At 73.2% G+C, this 14,978-nt stretch carries 15 protein-coding genes and 1 pseudogene; 10 read left to right on the top strand and 6 right to left on the bottom strand.

Annotation, left to right across the window (positions count from 1 at the left end; translation table 11 throughout):
- Window positions 1-133 precede the first annotated feature (133 nt).
- Together ACGFI1_RS03575 and ACGFI1_RS03570 are read right to left on the bottom strand one after the other, a co-directional pair.
- The gene (locus ACGFI1_RS03575; protein ID WP_392782540.1) at window positions 134-1,543 is read right to left on the bottom strand and encodes a hypothetical protein; all 1,410 of its coding nucleotides are present in this window, start codon (window positions 1,541-1,543) and stop codon (window positions 134-136) included.
- A gap of 76 nt (window positions 1,544-1,619) precedes the next feature.
- Window positions 1,620-2,528: a hypothetical protein gene (locus ACGFI1_RS03570; RefSeq protein WP_386867013.1), complete on the bottom strand. Its 909-nt coding sequence runs from the start codon at window positions 2,526-2,528 to the stop codon at window positions 1,620-1,622.
- Window positions 2,529-2,735: 207 nt separating this feature from the next.
- Here ACGFI1_RS03570 and ACGFI1_RS03565 point away from each other — a divergent pair, with 207 nt between their 5' ends.
- Window positions 2,736-3,128 carry an antitoxin YezG family protein gene (locus tag ACGFI1_RS03565; RefSeq protein WP_240808383.1) on the top strand — a complete coding sequence of 131 codons (393 nt, stop codon included), beginning with the start codon at window positions 2,736-2,738 and terminating at the stop codon, window positions 3,126-3,128.
- A 30-nt stretch (window positions 3,129-3,158) separates the two neighbouring features.
- Window positions 3,159-4,367 carry a radical SAM family heme chaperone HemW gene (gene hemW / locus ACGFI1_RS03560; RefSeq protein WP_392782537.1) on the top strand — a complete coding sequence of 403 codons (1,209 nt, stop codon included), beginning with the start codon at window positions 3,159-3,161 and terminating at the stop codon, window positions 4,365-4,367.
- A gap of 184 nt (window positions 4,368-4,551) precedes the next feature.
- On the opposite strand, the gene ACGFI1_RS03555 is transcribed toward hemW, so the two are convergent.
- Window positions 4,552-5,364, bottom strand: coding sequence for a DUF3097 domain-containing protein (locus tag ACGFI1_RS03555; protein ID WP_386867009.1), 813 nt, complete (start codon window positions 5,362-5,364; stop codon window positions 4,552-4,554).
- Between the two features lie 203 nt (window positions 5,365-5,567).
- Between ACGFI1_RS03555 and hrcA the strand changes: the two genes are divergently transcribed.
- The 3 genes from hrcA to ACGFI1_RS03540 all read left to right on the top strand — a co-directional run bounded on the left by hrcA (window position 5,568) and on the right by ACGFI1_RS03540 (window position 8,514).
- Window positions 5,568-6,581, top strand: a complete 1,014-nt coding sequence (gene hrcA / locus ACGFI1_RS03550; protein ID WP_386867994.1) for a heat-inducible transcriptional repressor HrcA — start codon at window positions 5,568-5,570, stop codon at window positions 6,579-6,581.
- Window position 6,582: 1 nt separating this feature from the next.
- Window positions 6,583-7,719, top strand: a complete 1,137-nt coding sequence (gene dnaJ, locus ACGFI1_RS03545) for a molecular chaperone DnaJ (RefSeq protein ID WP_301174337.1) — start codon at window positions 6,583-6,585, stop codon at window positions 7,717-7,719.
- Window positions 7,720-7,782: 63 nt separating this feature from the next.
- Window positions 7,783-8,514, top strand: a complete 732-nt coding sequence (locus ACGFI1_RS03540; RefSeq protein ID WP_386867007.1) for a 16S rRNA (uracil(1498)-N(3))-methyltransferase — start codon at window positions 7,783-7,785, stop codon at window positions 8,512-8,514.
- Between the two features lie 18 nt (window positions 8,515-8,532).
- Here ACGFI1_RS03540 and ACGFI1_RS03535 read toward each other — a convergent pair whose 3' ends face one another.
- Window positions 8,533-9,219 carry a hypothetical protein gene (locus ACGFI1_RS03535; protein WP_392782525.1) on the bottom strand — a complete coding sequence of 229 codons (687 nt, stop codon included), beginning with the start codon at window positions 9,217-9,219 and terminating at the stop codon, window positions 8,533-8,535.
- Window positions 9,216-9,758 (bottom strand): SigE family RNA polymerase sigma factor, encoded by a 543-nt coding sequence (locus ACGFI1_RS03530; protein ID WP_240808381.1) that lies wholly within the window; start codon window positions 9,756-9,758, stop codon window positions 9,216-9,218. The genes ACGFI1_RS03535 and ACGFI1_RS03530 overlap by 4 nt, the downstream gene beginning before the upstream one ends.
- 348 nt (window positions 9,759-10,106) lie before the next feature.
- Between ACGFI1_RS03530 and ACGFI1_RS03525 the strand changes: the two genes are divergently transcribed.
- The 5 genes and pseudogenes from ACGFI1_RS03525 to ACGFI1_RS03505 all read left to right on the top strand — a co-directional run bounded on the left by ACGFI1_RS03525 (window position 10,107) and on the right by ACGFI1_RS03505 (window position 14,556).
- Complete coding sequence (locus ACGFI1_RS03525) at window positions 10,107-10,451, top strand: histidine triad nucleotide-binding protein (protein ID WP_138640275.1); 345 nt, start codon at window positions 10,107-10,109, stop codon at window positions 10,449-10,451.
- A 150-nt stretch (window positions 10,452-10,601) separates the two neighbouring features.
- Window positions 10,602-11,333: pseudogene (locus ACGFI1_RS03520) on the top strand (PhoH family protein); the annotation flags it as partial.
- On the top strand, window positions 11,322-12,752 hold the full coding sequence (locus ACGFI1_RS03515) for a PhoH family protein (RefSeq protein ID WP_392783219.1): 1,431 nt from the start codon (window positions 11,322-11,324) through the stop codon (window positions 12,750-12,752). The pseudogene ACGFI1_RS03520 and the gene ACGFI1_RS03515, both read left to right, overlap by 12 nt.
- Window positions 12,749-13,225 (top strand): rRNA maturation RNase YbeY, encoded by a 477-nt coding sequence (ybeY, locus tag ACGFI1_RS03510; protein ID WP_386867004.1) that lies wholly within the window; start codon window positions 12,749-12,751, stop codon window positions 13,223-13,225. Before ACGFI1_RS03515 ends, ybeY begins: the two co-directional genes overlap by 4 nt.
- Window positions 13,225-14,556: a hemolysin family protein gene (locus tag ACGFI1_RS03505; protein ID WP_171069339.1), complete on the top strand. Its 1,332-nt coding sequence runs from the start codon at window positions 13,225-13,227 to the stop codon at window positions 14,554-14,556. Before ybeY ends, ACGFI1_RS03505 begins: the two co-directional genes overlap by 1 nt.
- Before the next feature lie 24 nt (window positions 14,557-14,580).
- On the opposite strand, the gene ACGFI1_RS03500 is transcribed toward ACGFI1_RS03505, so the two are convergent.
- On the bottom strand, window positions 14,581-14,916 hold the full coding sequence (locus ACGFI1_RS03500) for a cytidine deaminase (protein WP_392782516.1): 336 nt from the start codon (window positions 14,914-14,916) through the stop codon (window positions 14,581-14,583).
- Window positions 14,917-14,978: the final 62 nt, after the last annotated feature.

The raw sequence follows: 14,978 nt of genomic DNA, 5'->3' as shown, positions 1-14,978 counted from the left end.
GTGCGAGGGTGCGAAAGTGCGAGCCATTGCGCGAAGTGTATGACTCTTAGGACGCTCGGTAAGTTCGAACCGGTTCCTCCGGATCGCCCGGCCCGTGGCCGTTTCACGCCACAGGCCGGACCGCGAGCCGGAGTCAGGGGCGCCACACGACGGCGGACGGGGCCGTCCGGGTGAGCGTGACCGAGCCCGTCCAGGCGATGGACGACGGCTGCGGCAGGTACGCCTCGTCCAGGAAGAACCCCCGGTTGACGGACGTGACCGTCGCGGGGGCGCCGTTGTCGCCGAACCCGGTCGGCCGCCGCAGCGCCTCGATGCTCGCGATGTCGGCGACCCGCGTCCCGGCGGGCAGTTCGACGGTGGTGGCGACGGCGCCGTCCCGGTCGATCGACCAGGTCGGATCGCCGTGGTCGGACGTGTACAGCACGGACGGGTCGTCCTTCAGCCGGACTCCGAGCGCCACCCCGGGCACCGACCCGATCCCGGCCGCGGCCCCCGTCGTCTTGGCGAACTCCACGAACAGGTAGGAGCGCTGGTCGCCGACCTCCCGCGTCGCGGGGTCGGACGGGTTCTCGATCTTGCCCTCGCGCACCATCTCCTGCGCCGCGACCCGGTACGTCCAGGGCTCGCGGTCCATGACGGCCTCGCGGGCGCGGCCCTCCGGCCGCGTCCGGGACGCGTCGAGGAGGAAGCGCAGCGGCGGGTCCGGCGAGATCACGTCGCACATGTTGTTGTTCGACGTGCAGGTCTGCAGCACCGGGTGGTCGCCCTCGTAGCGGCCGGTGAACTTCAGCGTCAGGTGCAGGGCCGCCTGGTAGACGGCGGTGCCGGCCACCCGGTTCCCGGCCGCGTCGACCTCGACGCGGTACACCCATTCGATGTCGGTGGTCCGTCCCCAGCGGGCCATCAGCGCGGGCGTGTCGGTGCCGCCGTCCTCGTTGCTCCATACCACCGAGTACTCGATGACGCGGTGCCCCGGCGTCGCGGCGGGCCGTGTCTCGTGCCAGGCGATCAGCGGGGTGTCGGTGGCCGCGTTCTGATACGGATCGCCGAACGGCCAGCCGGTCCGGCCGACGACTATGGGCGCGTGCCGCAGGGCGAGCGCGCTCGCCTCCGGCATCCGGACCTGGGCTTGGCTGAGAGTGACGCGGCGAGCGGCGGGCGCGCTGCCCTTCGCGAAGCGAAGCGTGACCGTGTGGCGCCCCTTCCCGACACGCCCGAGCCCGAGGCTCCGGGGGATCGGGTCGGACGAGGGGACGACGAGGTCGGTCACATGGCGTCCGTCCACCGCGACCGATACCACGGCGGACTCGGCGCCCTTGCGGACCCACGAGACGCCCGGGGCGGATGCGGCGAAGGAGATCACGGCCTCCCCGTCCCGGCGGGCGGTGAACGGCAGCGTCCGGGCGGGGCCGCCGCGGTGGACGGTGATCGTGCCGGCGGCGGGGGCGGCGGCGTGGGCGGGCAGCGGAGCGAGGGTGAGGGGAGCACCGGCGAGGGCGGCGCCGGTGACGGCGAGCACGGCATGACGCGCACGGCTTCTCATGATCGGGAAAGGTACGGCGCCGGGGTCGCGTTCCGGTGACGGCCCGGTCGCCCGCGGGTGTCGGCTCCGTGAGCCCTCAGGCCCGGCTGCGGTGCAGCGGCGCGAGCGCGGCCAGCGCCGCCGGCTGCTGCAGCGACACGGCCGTGAACCGCTCCGCCTCTCCGGCCCCCTCGCCGTGCCGGTCGGGCCCGTAGAGGGTGAGCCCCGACGCGGCCAGCCGGACCGCGCGGCCCCGCCGGACGACGTCGTGGCCCAGCTCCCGCAGCAGCGCGACCACGTCGCCCGCGGGCTCGTCGAGCAGGTCGACGCCGTCCAGCCGGAACCGCATCTCGGGGTTGCCGCTCCAGCCGGGCGACCGCGTCCCGCAGATCTCGGCGAGCCGCTCCACGCCGTCCTCGCCCCGGTCGGTGGACAGCGCCAGCGTCCCGCGCCCCACCCGCACGCTGCGGTGGTCGGCCCACCCGCACAGCAGCGACGCCTTCGGCGGGCGGGTGCCGCAGTGCTCGGCGACCCCGTCGAGCGCCGTCCACGCGTCCGGCGCCAGGGTGGAGAACAGCAGGCTCGCGTCCGGCAGCAGCGCCCCGCGGCCCGGCTCCAGCGTGACCACGAACGGCGCGACCCGGCCCGGGAACCGCGCCGGGTCGGCCTCCCGGAGCGTGACGAGCCCCTCCCACGCGACCGGCTCGTCCACCGCGAACCAGGTGATCACGGCTTCCACGCCGAGGTCGCGGAACGTCGCGTCGGTCAGCCGCTCGGCGACCGCCTCGCGCAGCCCCTCCGCGGTCTCGGCGAGGCGGCGGCGCCACCATGGGGGCTCCGGCTCGGCGGGGGCGCCCGTCGACCAGCGCGTCCCCGGGCCGGGCAGGCCGGAACGCCGCTCGCCGCCGGCGCCGTCGACCACCGTGCAGTGCCAGCCGTCCGGCCCGCCCTGCAGCAGCACCCGCGCCGGCGCCCGTCCACGCTCGGTCGCACCCTCGTCCACCATCCCGTTGACACTATCCACCCAAGAGGGGCGGCACGCTGCATTCCGGCCGTCCGGCGCGTGGTTTCCGGACGACACGGCGGCGGTTGCTCGACCTGGGCCCGTATGTAGGTACGGTCGGAACAGCGGCCAGACGGTCTGACCCGACCTCCCGGAGGTAGCGTGACCCACCCCGAGCAGGTACTGCGTTCTGCGAAGGAACGGGAAACGGTGAACGGCGCCGTCCGTGCGCTGCGCTCCGCCGCCCCCGACGGCTGGGAGCGGCTCGACTTCGCGTTCCGCGCGACCGTCGGCATCGACAGCGCCTCGCTGGAGGTCGAGGACGCCGATGGCGGCCGCCGCACCGCCGTCCCGCCCGGGCAGGCCATCGGCAGGATGGACGAGCTGCGCCGCGTCATGTACCGCGCCGGCAAGGGCGCCTGGTTCACCGCCCGCCTCCAGATCGAGCGCTCCGGCCGGTTCAGCGCCGAGTTCGACTACGACGGCGAACCGGACTTCACCCCGCCCCTGACGGCCTCCGCCTACGCCCAGGACCTCGACCGCTTCCCCCGCACGGCCGCCCACATCCCGGACTGGCTCCGCGCGAAGCTCGACGAGTCCTGAGCAGCCGGTCGGGCGGGGCAGACTTGAAGGGTGCCCTCAACGCTTCCCGACGGAGATCCCGTACCGGCCGACGGCGCGCTGCCCGGCAGTGCGCTGGACGGCCTGGGGGACCGCCCGTTCGCCTTCTACGTCCATGTGCCCTTCTGCGTGACGCGGTGCGGGTACTGCGACTTCAACACCTACACGGCGACGGAGCTGGGTCCGGGGGCGAGCCGCGACTCCTACGCCGACACCGCCATCGGCGAGGTGCGGATGGCCCGGCGCGTCCTCGGTGACGCGGATCTCCCCGTGGAGACGGTCTTCGTGGGCGGCGGTACGCCGACGCTGCTCCCGCCGGGCGACCTGGGGCGCGTCCTGGACGCCATCGACGCCGAGTTCGGGCTCGCTCCGGGCGCGGAGGTGACGACGGAGGCCAACCCCGAGTCGGTGGACGAGGCGTACGTGGCCAAGCTCCGGGAGGCCGGGTTCACCCGCATCTCCTACGGGATGCAGAGCGCGCGCGAGCACGTCCTGGCGGTGCTGGAGCGCACCCACACACCCGGACGCGTCCCGCAGGTCGTCGAGTGGACGCGCAAGGCGGGCTTCGAGCACATCAACCTCGACCTCATCTACGGGACGCCGGGGGAGACCGACGACGACTGGAGGGCCTCCCTGGAGGCGGCCCTCGCGTCCGAGCCCGACCACGTGTCGGCGTACGCGCTGATCGTCGAGGAGGGCACCCGCCTGGCCGCCCAGGTGCGGCGGGGCGAGCTGACCGCGCCGGACGACGACGCCATGGCCGACCGCTACCTCATCGCCGACGAGATGCTCGGCGGCCACGGTCTGCACTGGTACGAGATCTCCAACTGGGCGTCCGACCCGGCCGCCGCCTGCCGCCACAACATGCTCTATTGGACGGGCGCCGACTGGTGGGGCGTCGGCCCGGGCGCGCACAGCCACGTCGGCGGAACCCGCTGGTGGAACGTCAAGCACCCCGCGGCCTACGCGTCCCGCCTGGCCGAGGGCACGACCCCGGCCCATGCGAGGGAGATCCTCACCGACGACGACCGCCACATCGAGCGCGTCATGCTCGAACTACGCCTCGCCCAGGGCTGCCCCACGACCCTCCTGGACGACAAGGCCGTCCGCCGGGCGATCGACGAGGGCCTACTAGAACCGGCCCCCTACGAGGAAGGCCGAGCCGTCCTAACCCTCAAGGGCCGCCTCCTGGCCGACGCAGTAGTCCGCGACCTCACCTAAAGCGAACCCCAGCCACCGACCACGGGCAGGCACGCGGAGCGAGCGCCAGCGAGCGCAGCGGGTCTGCCCGCCGAGCCGGTCGACCGCAGCGCCACGAGGAGACCCGCACGGTCACAAGAACCGGAACCGTGGCGTGAGGATCGACCGGCTCGCAACGGGGGTTCCAGGGGGTCGCCCCCCTGGGTCATACAGTCACGAAGTCGATCAGTTCTTCCACCCGGCCCAGAAGGGCGGGTTCCAGGTCGGTGTAGCTGTCGACCGAGTTCAGGATCCGCTTCCAGGCGGCGCCGGTGTCGTCGCCCCAGCCGAGTTCGGCGATGACGCCCTCCTTCCACGGGATGCCGCGGGGGATGCGGGGCCAGGCGCGGATGCCGACGGCGGCGGGCTTCACCGCCTCCCAGATGTCGATGAACGGGTGGCCGGTGATCAGGACGTGCGGGGACGACACCCGCGCGGCGATCCGGGACTCCTTGGACCCCTCCACCAGGTGGTCGACCAGGACGCCGAGGCGGCGGTCGGCGTCCGGGCCGAACTCCTCGACGATCGCGGGCAGGTCGTCGACGCCTTCGAGGTACTCCACGACGACGCCTTCGACGCGCAGGTCGTGGCCCCAGATCTTCTCGACCAGTTCGGCGTCGTGGACGCCCTCCACGTAGATGCGGCTCTCCTTGGCCACCTGGGCGCGCAGCCCCTGGACGGCGATCGAGCCGGACGCCGACCGCGCCGGCCCCTTGGGCGCCGCGGCGGGCCTGACCAGGGTGACCGGCTTGCCGTCGATCAGGAAGCCCGCCTTCGCCAGCGGGAACACGCGCCGCTTGCCGAACCGGTCCTCCAGCGTGACGCCGAACTTGTCGCAGCCGACGACCGCGCCGCAGAAGCCGCTGCCGGGGTCCTCGGCGACGAGCCCCGGCTCGGCGGGGACCTCCGGGATCTGCCCCTTGCGCGGCCTGCGCCAGTCGCCGGCGAGCACGTCGTTTCCGTAGTCCTTACTGCGCACGGGTCCGCACATTAACCCGGCGGGACGGCCCGGCGGTGTCGCCCCTCGTCCCTCGGCGTGGCGTCCGCGTCCGATACGGATAGGATCGCGCCGCCGTGCGGGGAGTGCGCGGGCACTCCGATCGGGGGTGCGGGGCCGTACAATTGGCACTCTAGAGTATGGAGTGCCAGCGGAACGGCCGACCGGACGAGGGAGGTGACGCCGTGCTGGACGACCGCAAGCTCGCCGTCCTGCGCGCCATCGTCGAGGACTTCGTCTCCACCAACGAGCCGGTGGGGTCGAAGGCCCTGGCGGACCGGCACAACCTCGGTGTGTCGCCCGCGACCATCCGCAACGACATGGCGGTGCTGGAGGAGCAGGGCTACATCACCCAGCCGCACACGAGCGCCGGGCGCGTCCCGACCGACAAGGGCTACCGGCTGTTCGTCGACCGGCTGTCGACGATCAAGCCGCTGTCGGTCGCCGAGCGGCGCGCGATCGAGACGTTCCTGTCCGGCGCCTACGACCTGGACGACGTGGTCAGCCGCACGGTGCGGCTGCTCGCGCAGCTCACCCGGCAGGTCGCCGTCGTCCAGTACCCGTCGCTGACCCGCTCGTCGGTGCGGCACGTCGAGCTGGTCCCGGTCGCCGAGGGGCGGCTGCTGCTCGTCCTGATCACCAACACCGGGCGGGTGGAGCAGCGGGTCATCGAGACGCCGGCCGCGATCTCCGAGGAATCGATCGGGCACCTGCGGGCGTTGCTCAACACGTGCCTGGACGGGCTCGGCCTCGGCGACGTGCCGACGGCCGTCGCCGACCTTCCGGAGAAGGTGGGGCCGGACGAGCGGCCGGTCGCGGCGGCGGTGCTGTCGGTGCTGCTGGAGACGCTCGTCGAGAAGCACGAGGAGAAGATCGTTTTCGCCGGGGCGGCCAACCTCGCCGCCGTCGACTTCTCGCAGAGCCTGCGGGAGGTCCTGGTGGCGCTGGAGGAGCAGGTGGTGCTGATGAGGCTGCTCGGCGAGACCGGCGACTCCTCTACAGTTACGGTGCGGATCGGCACCGAGAACCCCGACCTGGGGCTCCGATCGACCTCGGTGGTCGCCGCGGACTACGGGGTCGGCGACCTCACCTTGGCCAGGCTCGGAGTACTCGGGCCTACACGCATGGATTACCCCAGCACGATGGGAGCGGTACGGGCAGTGGCACGCTACGTGGGACAGATCCTGGCGGGGTCGTAAGGTGGCGAACGACTACTACGCGACCCTGGGGGTCCGGCGCGACGCCAGCGCCGACGAGGTGAAGAAGGCCTACCGCCGGCTGGCGCGGGAGCTTCACCCCGACGTCAACCCGGATCCGGAGACCCAGGAGAAGTTCAAGGAGATCACCCAGGCGTACGAGGTGCTCTCCGACCCCAAGAAGCGGGAGATGTACGACCTCGGCGCGGACCCGTTCGCGTCCGGGGCGGGCGCGGGGGCCGGCGGGTTCGGCGGGGCCGGGTTCCCGTTCAGCGACATCATGGACGCCTTCTTCGGGACGGCCACCCAGCGCGGCCCGCGGTCGCGGGCGCGGCGCGGCCGCAACGCGACGCTGCGGGTCGAGCTCGACCTCGCCGAGACCGCGTTCGGCACGACCCGCGAGCTGTCCATCGACACCGCGGTGGCCTGCGCCACCTGCGACGGGTCCGGCTGCGCGCCGGGCACCCACCCGGAGACGTGCGAGACCTGCCACGGCCGCGGCGAGGTCCAGCAGGTCCAGCGCTCGTTCCTCGGCCAGGTCATGACGGCGCGGCCGTGCCCGGCGTGCGGCGGGTTCGGGTCGGTGATCCGCAACCCGTGCACCGAGTGCTCGGGCGACGGCCGGGTCCGCACCCGGCGCACCGTCAAGGTGAAGATCCCGGCCGGGGTGGAGAACGGCATCCACATCCAGCTCGCGGGCGAGGGCGAGGTCGGCCCGGGCGGCGGCCCGCCCGGCGACCTGTTCCTGGAGATCGTGGAGAAGCCGCACCCGATCTTCGAGCGGGAGGGCGACGACCTGCACTGCACGGTCGAGATCCCGATGACGGCGGCGGCGCTCGGTACCAGCGTCACCATCGAGACGCTGGACGACGCCGAGAGCGTCGACATCAAGCCCGGCACGCAGTCGGGTCAGGTGATCACGCTCTACAACCGGGGTGTCCGGCACCTCAACGAGAGCGGTCGCGGCGACCTGATGATCCACGTGAACGTGGAGACGCCGGGCCGGCTCGACGAGGAGCAGGAGGAGCTGCTCCGCCGCCTCGCCGCCCTGCGCGGCGAGGAGCGCCCGCCCGGCAAGTTCGCCCCCGGCCAGCGCAGCGGCGTGTTCTCACGCATCAAGGACGTCTTCAACCAGCACTGAAGCGAGGTGGCGGCGGCCTACCGGGAGGGCCGCCGCGGCGGTTCCGAGCATTGAGAGGCCCACATGAGCCCGCCGGTGTTCCTCGCCGGGGCGGACGCGCTGGAGCGCGGCACGGTCGTCCTGGACGGCCCCGAAGGGCGGCACGCGGCGGCCGTGCGGCGGCTGCGGCCCGGTGAGCGGGTCGACCTGACCGACGGCGCCGGCCTGCTGGCCGAGTGCGTCGTCACCGCCGCCGACCGCGCGTCCCTCACCCTGGACGTGCTGGCCCGGCACCGGGAGCCGCCGCCCGCGCCGCGCATCGTGGTCGTCCAGGCGCTTCCGAAGGGCGAGCGGGGCGAGCTGGCCGTCGAGACCATGACCGAGGTCGGCGTGGACGTGATCGTCCCGTGGGCGGCGGAGCGCTGCGTCACCCGGTGGCGCCCGGAGCGCCGCGACAAGGCCCTCGGCCGCTGGCGCGCGACCGCCCGCGAGGCCGCCAAGCAGGCGCGGCGCACCCGGCTGCCCGAGGTGCCGGAGCTGGCGTCCACCGAGGACGTCGCCGCGCGGGTCGCCGCCGCGTCACTGGCCCTCGTCCTGCATGAGGAGGCCGACGCGCCGCTGAGCGGGGTGGAACCGCCGGCGGACGGCGACATCGTGCTCGTGGTGGGCCCCGAAGGCGGCATCACCGAGGCGGAGCTGGAGCGGTTCGCCGCGGCCGGCGGCCGCCCGGCGCGCCTCGGCCCGACCGTGCTGCGCACGTCGACGGCCGGGGTGGCGGCGGGCAGCGTGCTGCTGGCCGCCACCGGGCGCTGGTAGCGCGACCCGCCGGGCCCGTCAGGGCGTGGTCGCCGGGCCCTCCTCGCCCGTTCCCGCGGCCGGGCTCGTCGGCGCCTGCGTGGGCGCGTCGGTGGGCTGCGAGGTCGGCGACGTGGTGGGCGTCGACGGCGGCGGCGAGGTCGGCGCCGTCGTGGGCGTCTCGCTCGGGCACGGCGTGGTCGGCTGCGTCGGCGTGTCGGTCGCGCCCGGCGAGGCGGGCGCGGTGCCCGCGGGCGGCGGGATGCGGCACGACGACAGCCCCGGCGACGAGCTGGGGATGGTCGTCGACGAGGCGGACGGCGCACCGGACGAGCTGCTGCCCGCCGCGGGCGGCTCGGGGAACTCGGGGTTGCCCGGGGTGCTCGCGCGGTCGCCGTCGGTGTTGTTCTGCCCGCCGCCGGACGGCCGGCTGTTGCCGACGGACTGCTGGATGAGGTCGATGGTCTGCGGCGCCGTCACGCCGAGACCGGCGATGACGACGGCGGCGGCGACGGCGAGCACGGGCCGCGCCCAGCCGACGGTGAACCGGTCCAACCCGAACCGGGCGGGGCCGAGCCGCCCGAGACCGAACCGGCGGCTCTGGCCGTCGGCGACGCGGGCCCGGATGCGTTCCAGGCCGTCGCCCGCGGGGTTGACCGTATCCGCCTCCGCGTGCAGGGCGCGGCGGAGGATCTCGCCGTGCTCGTCGTGGGGGTCGGTGGTCATGTGAACTGCTCCAGGACGTTGCGTAGCGCGGTCATCCCGCGCGCCGTATGGCTCTTGACGGCGCCGCGGGAGATGCCCATCGCGTTGGCGATCTCCGCTTCGGACAGGTCCGCGTAGTAGCGGAGGACGAGCGCCTCCCGCTGGCGGGCGGGGAGCCGGCCGAGCGCGTCGATCACCGCCGAGCGCTCCAGCTCCCCGATGGCACCGGCCTCCGCGCTCGGCGCGTCGGGCAGCCCCTTCGGGGCGTACTTCTCGACGACGGCGCGGTGCCGGAGCACCGATCGCGACCGGTTCACCACGGACTGGCGCAGGTAGGACAGGGCCTTGTCGGGGTCGCGCAGCCGCCGCCAGCCGCCGTGCATCGCGACGAAGGCGTCCTGGACGACCTCTTCGGCCGTCCCGGCGTCCCGTACGAGCATGGCCGCCAGGCGTACCAGCGAGCGATAGTTGGCGCTGTAGAGCGCGGTCACCGCCTGATCGGCGTCCCAGGCGACGGCCACCGCCCCCGCCGTGCCCCTGGCCACGAGGGTCTCGGTCACGTCAGTACGACGCGCGCCCTCGTCGCCCGGTTTACGAAAGGGCATGTCCTGATCCGCCTCGGTCACCTGTCCGCCGCCTTTGCCGGCCCCGGCCGTCCATTCGGACGGGCGCCCTCGGGGTGGCACGAATGGGGCGCGCCCGCCCGTCCGGAAGCGCGCCGCAAATGCCTGCGGGCCGGGGGGTGCGCCTTGAGCTGACAACCTTAACCAGTGGCCGGTCGGAATGGTGACCGCAACCGGGAGGTCGGTCGCCGGAAAGCCTATCCGGGCGCGGGGCGGCGCGGACCGCGATCGCGCGGGTCCCGATAGGATTCCGGGGCGGTCACGGGCCGCGGCGAGGGGAGACAGATGACCGACTGCCTGTTCTGCAAGATCGTTTCCGGGGACGTGCCGGCCAAGATCGTCCGCGAGTCGGCCGGGACGGTCGCGTTCCGCGACATCAACCCCCAGGCGCCGACGCACGTGCTGGTCATCCCGCGCGAGCACCACCCGACCGCCGGGGAGCTGGCCGCGTCCGACGCCGACCTGCTGGCCGAGGTCGTCCGCGAGGCGCACCAGGTCGCCGCGGACGAGGGCATCGCCGAGACCGGCTACCGAATCGTGTTCAACACCGGCGCCCAGGCAGGCCAGACCGTCTTCCACGTGCACGCCCACGTGCTGGGCGGCCGTGGCCTCAACTGGCCGCCCGGCTGAGCGCCCCGCCCGCGCACGCGCGGGGGCGGGTGTTACGCCACGCGAAAAACCCTTCGGTGCCGTGCCGGGGGTGCCCAGTACGATGGAACCGGCATGGCTGGACACCCGGAGCAGACAGAAGGCAGGTCCGAAGGCCGCAAGGCCCGGCTGATGGTCGAATCAACTCACACGAGGGCAACTCGCACGGGGCGCGACGACCGGAACGGCTCGCGCTCGCAGATCAAGATCGTGGTGCCGGACGACCATTCGATGGTGAGCCTGCTCGGCTCCCGGGATGAGCTGCTCCACGCGATCGAGCAGGCGTTCGGCAGCGACATCGACATCCACGTCCGCGGCAACGAGATCACCGTGACCGGCGCCGGCGACGACACCGACCTGGTGTCCCGGCTGTTCACCGAGATGCTCGAACTGCTGAAGGGCGGCACGCAGCTCACCCCCGACGCCGTCGAGCGCAGCCTGGCGATGCTGCGGGGCGAGAGCGGCGCCCGGCCGGCGGAGGTGCTGACCCTGGACGTGCTGTCCAGCCGGGGCCGCACGATCCGCCCGAAGACGCTGAACCAGCGGCGCTACGTCGACGCGATCGACAAGCACACGATCGTGTTCGGGATCGGCCCCGCCGGCACCGGCAAGACGTACCTGGCGATGGCCAAGGCCGTCCGCGCGCTGCAGGACAAGCAGGTCAACCGGATCATCCTGACGCGTCCCGCGGTCGAGGCGGGGGAGCGGCTCGGCTTCCTGCCGGGCACGCTCTACGAGAAGATCGACCCGTACCTGCGGCCGCTGTACGACGCGCTGCACGACATGGTCGACCCCGACTCGATCCCGCGCCTGATGGCCGCGGGCACCATCGAGGTCGCGCCGCTGGCGTACATGCGCGGGAGGGCCCAACCAGTCTCCACCCGGGTGCTGACCCCGGACGGATTCCGTCCGATCGGAGAACTGCGGGTCGGCGACCTCGTCATCGGTTCGAACGGGGAGCCGACACCGGTCCTGGGCGTCTATCCGCAGGGCGAGAAGGAGATCTTCCGGCTGACCGCGCAGGACGGAGCCTCCACCCTGTGCACAGCCGACCATCTCTGGTCGGTCACGACGAGAGCCGACCGCCGCAGAGGGAATCCTCCGCGAGTCCTGGAGACCCGTGAAATGATCGGGAACCTGCGGGCCGCGCACGCCCGCAGGTATGAGCTGCCTCTCCTCAGCGGGCCCGTTGAGTTCCCGGCCCGGGACGTCCCGATGGACCCCTACGCACTGGGACTGCTGCTGGGCGACGGGTGCCTCACGGGTTCCACGACACCGAGTTTCACCACCGGCGACCCGGAACTGGCGGAGGCGCTCGGCGGGCTCCTCCCCGGTGTGTCAGTCCGGCACAAGACCGGACCGGACTACGTGTTGAACCGGATCGCCGATCCCGGCCAGGTCATGACGATCGAGAACCCGGTCACAGGAGTCATCCGCCGGATGGGCTTGTGCGGTACCAGGTCGGAGACGAAGTTCGTGCCGGAAGAGTACCTCTACAACTCCGCGCAGGTGCGGCTCGCAGTCCTGCAAGGGCTGCTGGACGCCGACGGCGGACCCGTGGCACAAGACGCGCGCACCTGCCGCGTCCAGTACACGACCACCTCGCGTCGGCTGCGCGATGACGTGCTCTTCCTGGTCAGGTCGCTCGGTGGTGTCGGCTATCACCGTGTGCGCCCGGTACGGGGCCGTGCTCCAGGGCGGGCCAACGGGCGCCCGGTCTCCCACCGGCATGACGCCTTCGCCCTCGACCTGCGATTGCCGCCCGGCGTCGTTCCCTTCAGGCTCGGCCGGAAGCTGGACAAGTACCGGGCGACCGGCGGCGGGCGGCCGATGCGGTTCATCGACAGCATCGAGCCCGCGGGGTCCGCGGAGGCCGTGTGCATCCAGGTGGCGGCCGCCGACTCCCTCTACGTCACGGAGGACTTCCTCCTCACTCACAACACGCTGAACGACTCGTTCATCATCCTGGACGAGGCGCAGAACACCTCGCCCGAGCAGATGAAGATGTTCCTCACCCGGCTCGGGTTCGGCTCGAAGGTCGTGGTGACCGGCGACGTCACGCAGGTCGACCTGCCGAGCGGCCAGACCAGCGGCCTGCGCGTCGTGCAGGACATCCTGGAGGGCGTCGAGGACATCGACTTCTGCCGGCTGGACAGCCGCGACGTCGTCCGGCACAAGCTCGTCACCGACATCGTCGACGCCTACAACCGGTGGGACGAGGAGCGCGTCCCGGACGTCAGGCAGGGCGGGCGCGGCGGGCCCCGCAAGCGGGGGCGGCAGTGAGCATCGAGGTGCTGAACGAGTCGGGGGCGCCCGTCGACGAGCAGGCGCTCGCCGCGCTGTCCCGGCACGTCCTGGACGGCATGCGCGTCCATCCGCTGGCGGAGCTGTCGGTGCTGCTGGTCGACGAGGCCGCGATGACCGAGCTGCACGTGAAGTGGATGGACGAGCCCGGCCCGACCGACGTGCTGTCCTTCCCGATGGACGAGCTGCGCCCCGGCCACCTGTCCGGCGGCGCCGACGAGGACGGCGAGACCGATCCCGGGCTGCTCGGCGACGTCGTCCTGTGCCCGGCGGTGGCGGAGCGGCAGGCGCGGGAGGCCGGGCACAGCACCGAGGCGGAGCTGGAGCTGCTGTGCGCGCACGGCATCCTGCACCTCCTCGGCTACGACCACGCCGAGCCGGAGGAGCACAAGGAGATGTTCGGCCTGCAGGCCGAGCTCCTGGCCTCCTGGCGGGAGAAACGCGGCGGCTGATGAGCACCGCGCAGGCGTGGCTGTCCGCCCTGGCGGTGGGCCTGGTCTTCTTGGCGGGCCTGCTGGCCGGCACCGAGACGGCGCTCGCGCGCGTGTCCCGCGTCACCGTGGAGGAGGCGCTGCGCGAGGGGCGGCGCGGCGCGAAGCGGCTCGCCGAGGTCGTCGCCGACCCGGCCCGCTACGTGAACATGGTGCTGCTGCTGCGGATCGGCTGCGAGCTGGTCGCCACCGTGATCGTGGCGGACCTGTTCATCTCCTGGCTGGACGAGACGTGGCGCGCCTACGTCACGGCCGCCGCGGTCATGATCCTGATCAGCTACGTGGTGATCGGGGTGGGGCCGCGCACGCTCGGCATCCAGCACGCCGACCGGATCGCGCTGGCGGGCGCCGCGGTGATCCACCCGGTCACCCGGGTGTTCGGGCCGCTGCCCCGGCTGCTGATCCAGCTCGGCAACGCGCTCACGCCGGGCAAGGGGTTCCGGGAGGGCCCGTTCGCCTCCGAGGCGGAGCTGCGCGACCTCGTCGACCTGGCCGAGCAGCGGGAGCTGATCGAGCCGGTCGAGCGGGAGATGATCCACTCGGTGTTCGAGCTGGGCGACACGCTCGTCCGCGAGGTGATGGTGCCGCGCACCGACATCGTGTTCATCGAGCGGACGAAGACGCTGCGGCAGGCGATGTCGCTGGCGCTGCGCAGCGGCTTCTCCCGCATCCCGGTCGTCGGCGAGAACGAGGACGACGTCGTCGGCATCGCCTACCTGAAGGACGTCGCCCGGCGCAGCCAGGAGCACCGCGCGGGCGAGTCGACCGAGACGGTCGACTCCGTGATGCGCCCGGCCACCTACGTGCCCGACAGCAAGCCGATCGACGAGCTGCTGCGGGAGATGCAGGCCCGCCGGATCCACGTCGCGATCGTCATCGACGAGTACGGCGGCACCGCGGGCCTGGTCACCATCGAGGACATCCTGGAGGAGATCGTCGGTGAGATCACCGACGAGTACGACCGGGAGATCCCGCCGGTGACCTGGCTGCCGGACGGCGCCGCCCGCGTCACCGCCCGCCTCCCCGTCGAGGACCTCGCCGAGCTGTTCGGCGTGGAGCTGGACGGCGAGGACGTCGAGACGGTCGGCGGGCTGCTCGCCCACGCGCTGGGCCGCGTCCCGATCGAGGGCTCGACGGCGGAGGTGGGCCCGGTCGACGGCGGGCCCGTCCTGTCGCTCAAGGCGGAGACGATCGCGGGCCGCCGCAACCGGATCGGCACGGTGCTGGTGCACCGGCTGGGCGCGACCGCCGCCGACGCGGCGGAGGCCGACGACTCGGGCCGGGCCCGCTAGCGCCGGACCGCTCGCCCCGGTGGGTCAGCCGAGGGTGGTGCGCAGCGTCCCGTCGGGGCCCGCGACGAGGACGGTCGCCTTGGCGCCGAGGTCGCGGACGGCGGCGACGTCGGCCGCGTCCGGGGCGTCGGCGGCGGTGACGACCGCGGCGGCCTCCAGGTCTTCGGCGCCGCTGGAGACGGCCATCGCGACGGCGACCTTGAGGGCCGAGAGCTTGAGTGACGGAAGGTCCACGCTCGTGGCGGCGTAGGTGCGGCCGGTCTCGTCGCGCACGGCGGCGCCCTCGGCGGCGCCGGTGCGGGCCCGCGCCGACCGGGCCAGGGTGATGATCTTGGCGTCCTCGGGGTTCAGCTCGCTCACGCCGCCCAGCGTACGGGGTGGCCCGCAAGTCACCGGCAAGTGGGCGGCAAGAGCGCCCCGCG

This window comes from Actinomadura geliboluensis, from assembly GCF_043197915.1.
GTDB classification, from domain to species: domain Bacteria; phylum Actinomycetota; class Actinomycetes; order Streptosporangiales; family Streptosporangiaceae; genus Spirillospora; species Spirillospora geliboluensis.
This window is presented reverse-complemented; position numbering and strand designations above follow the sequence as displayed.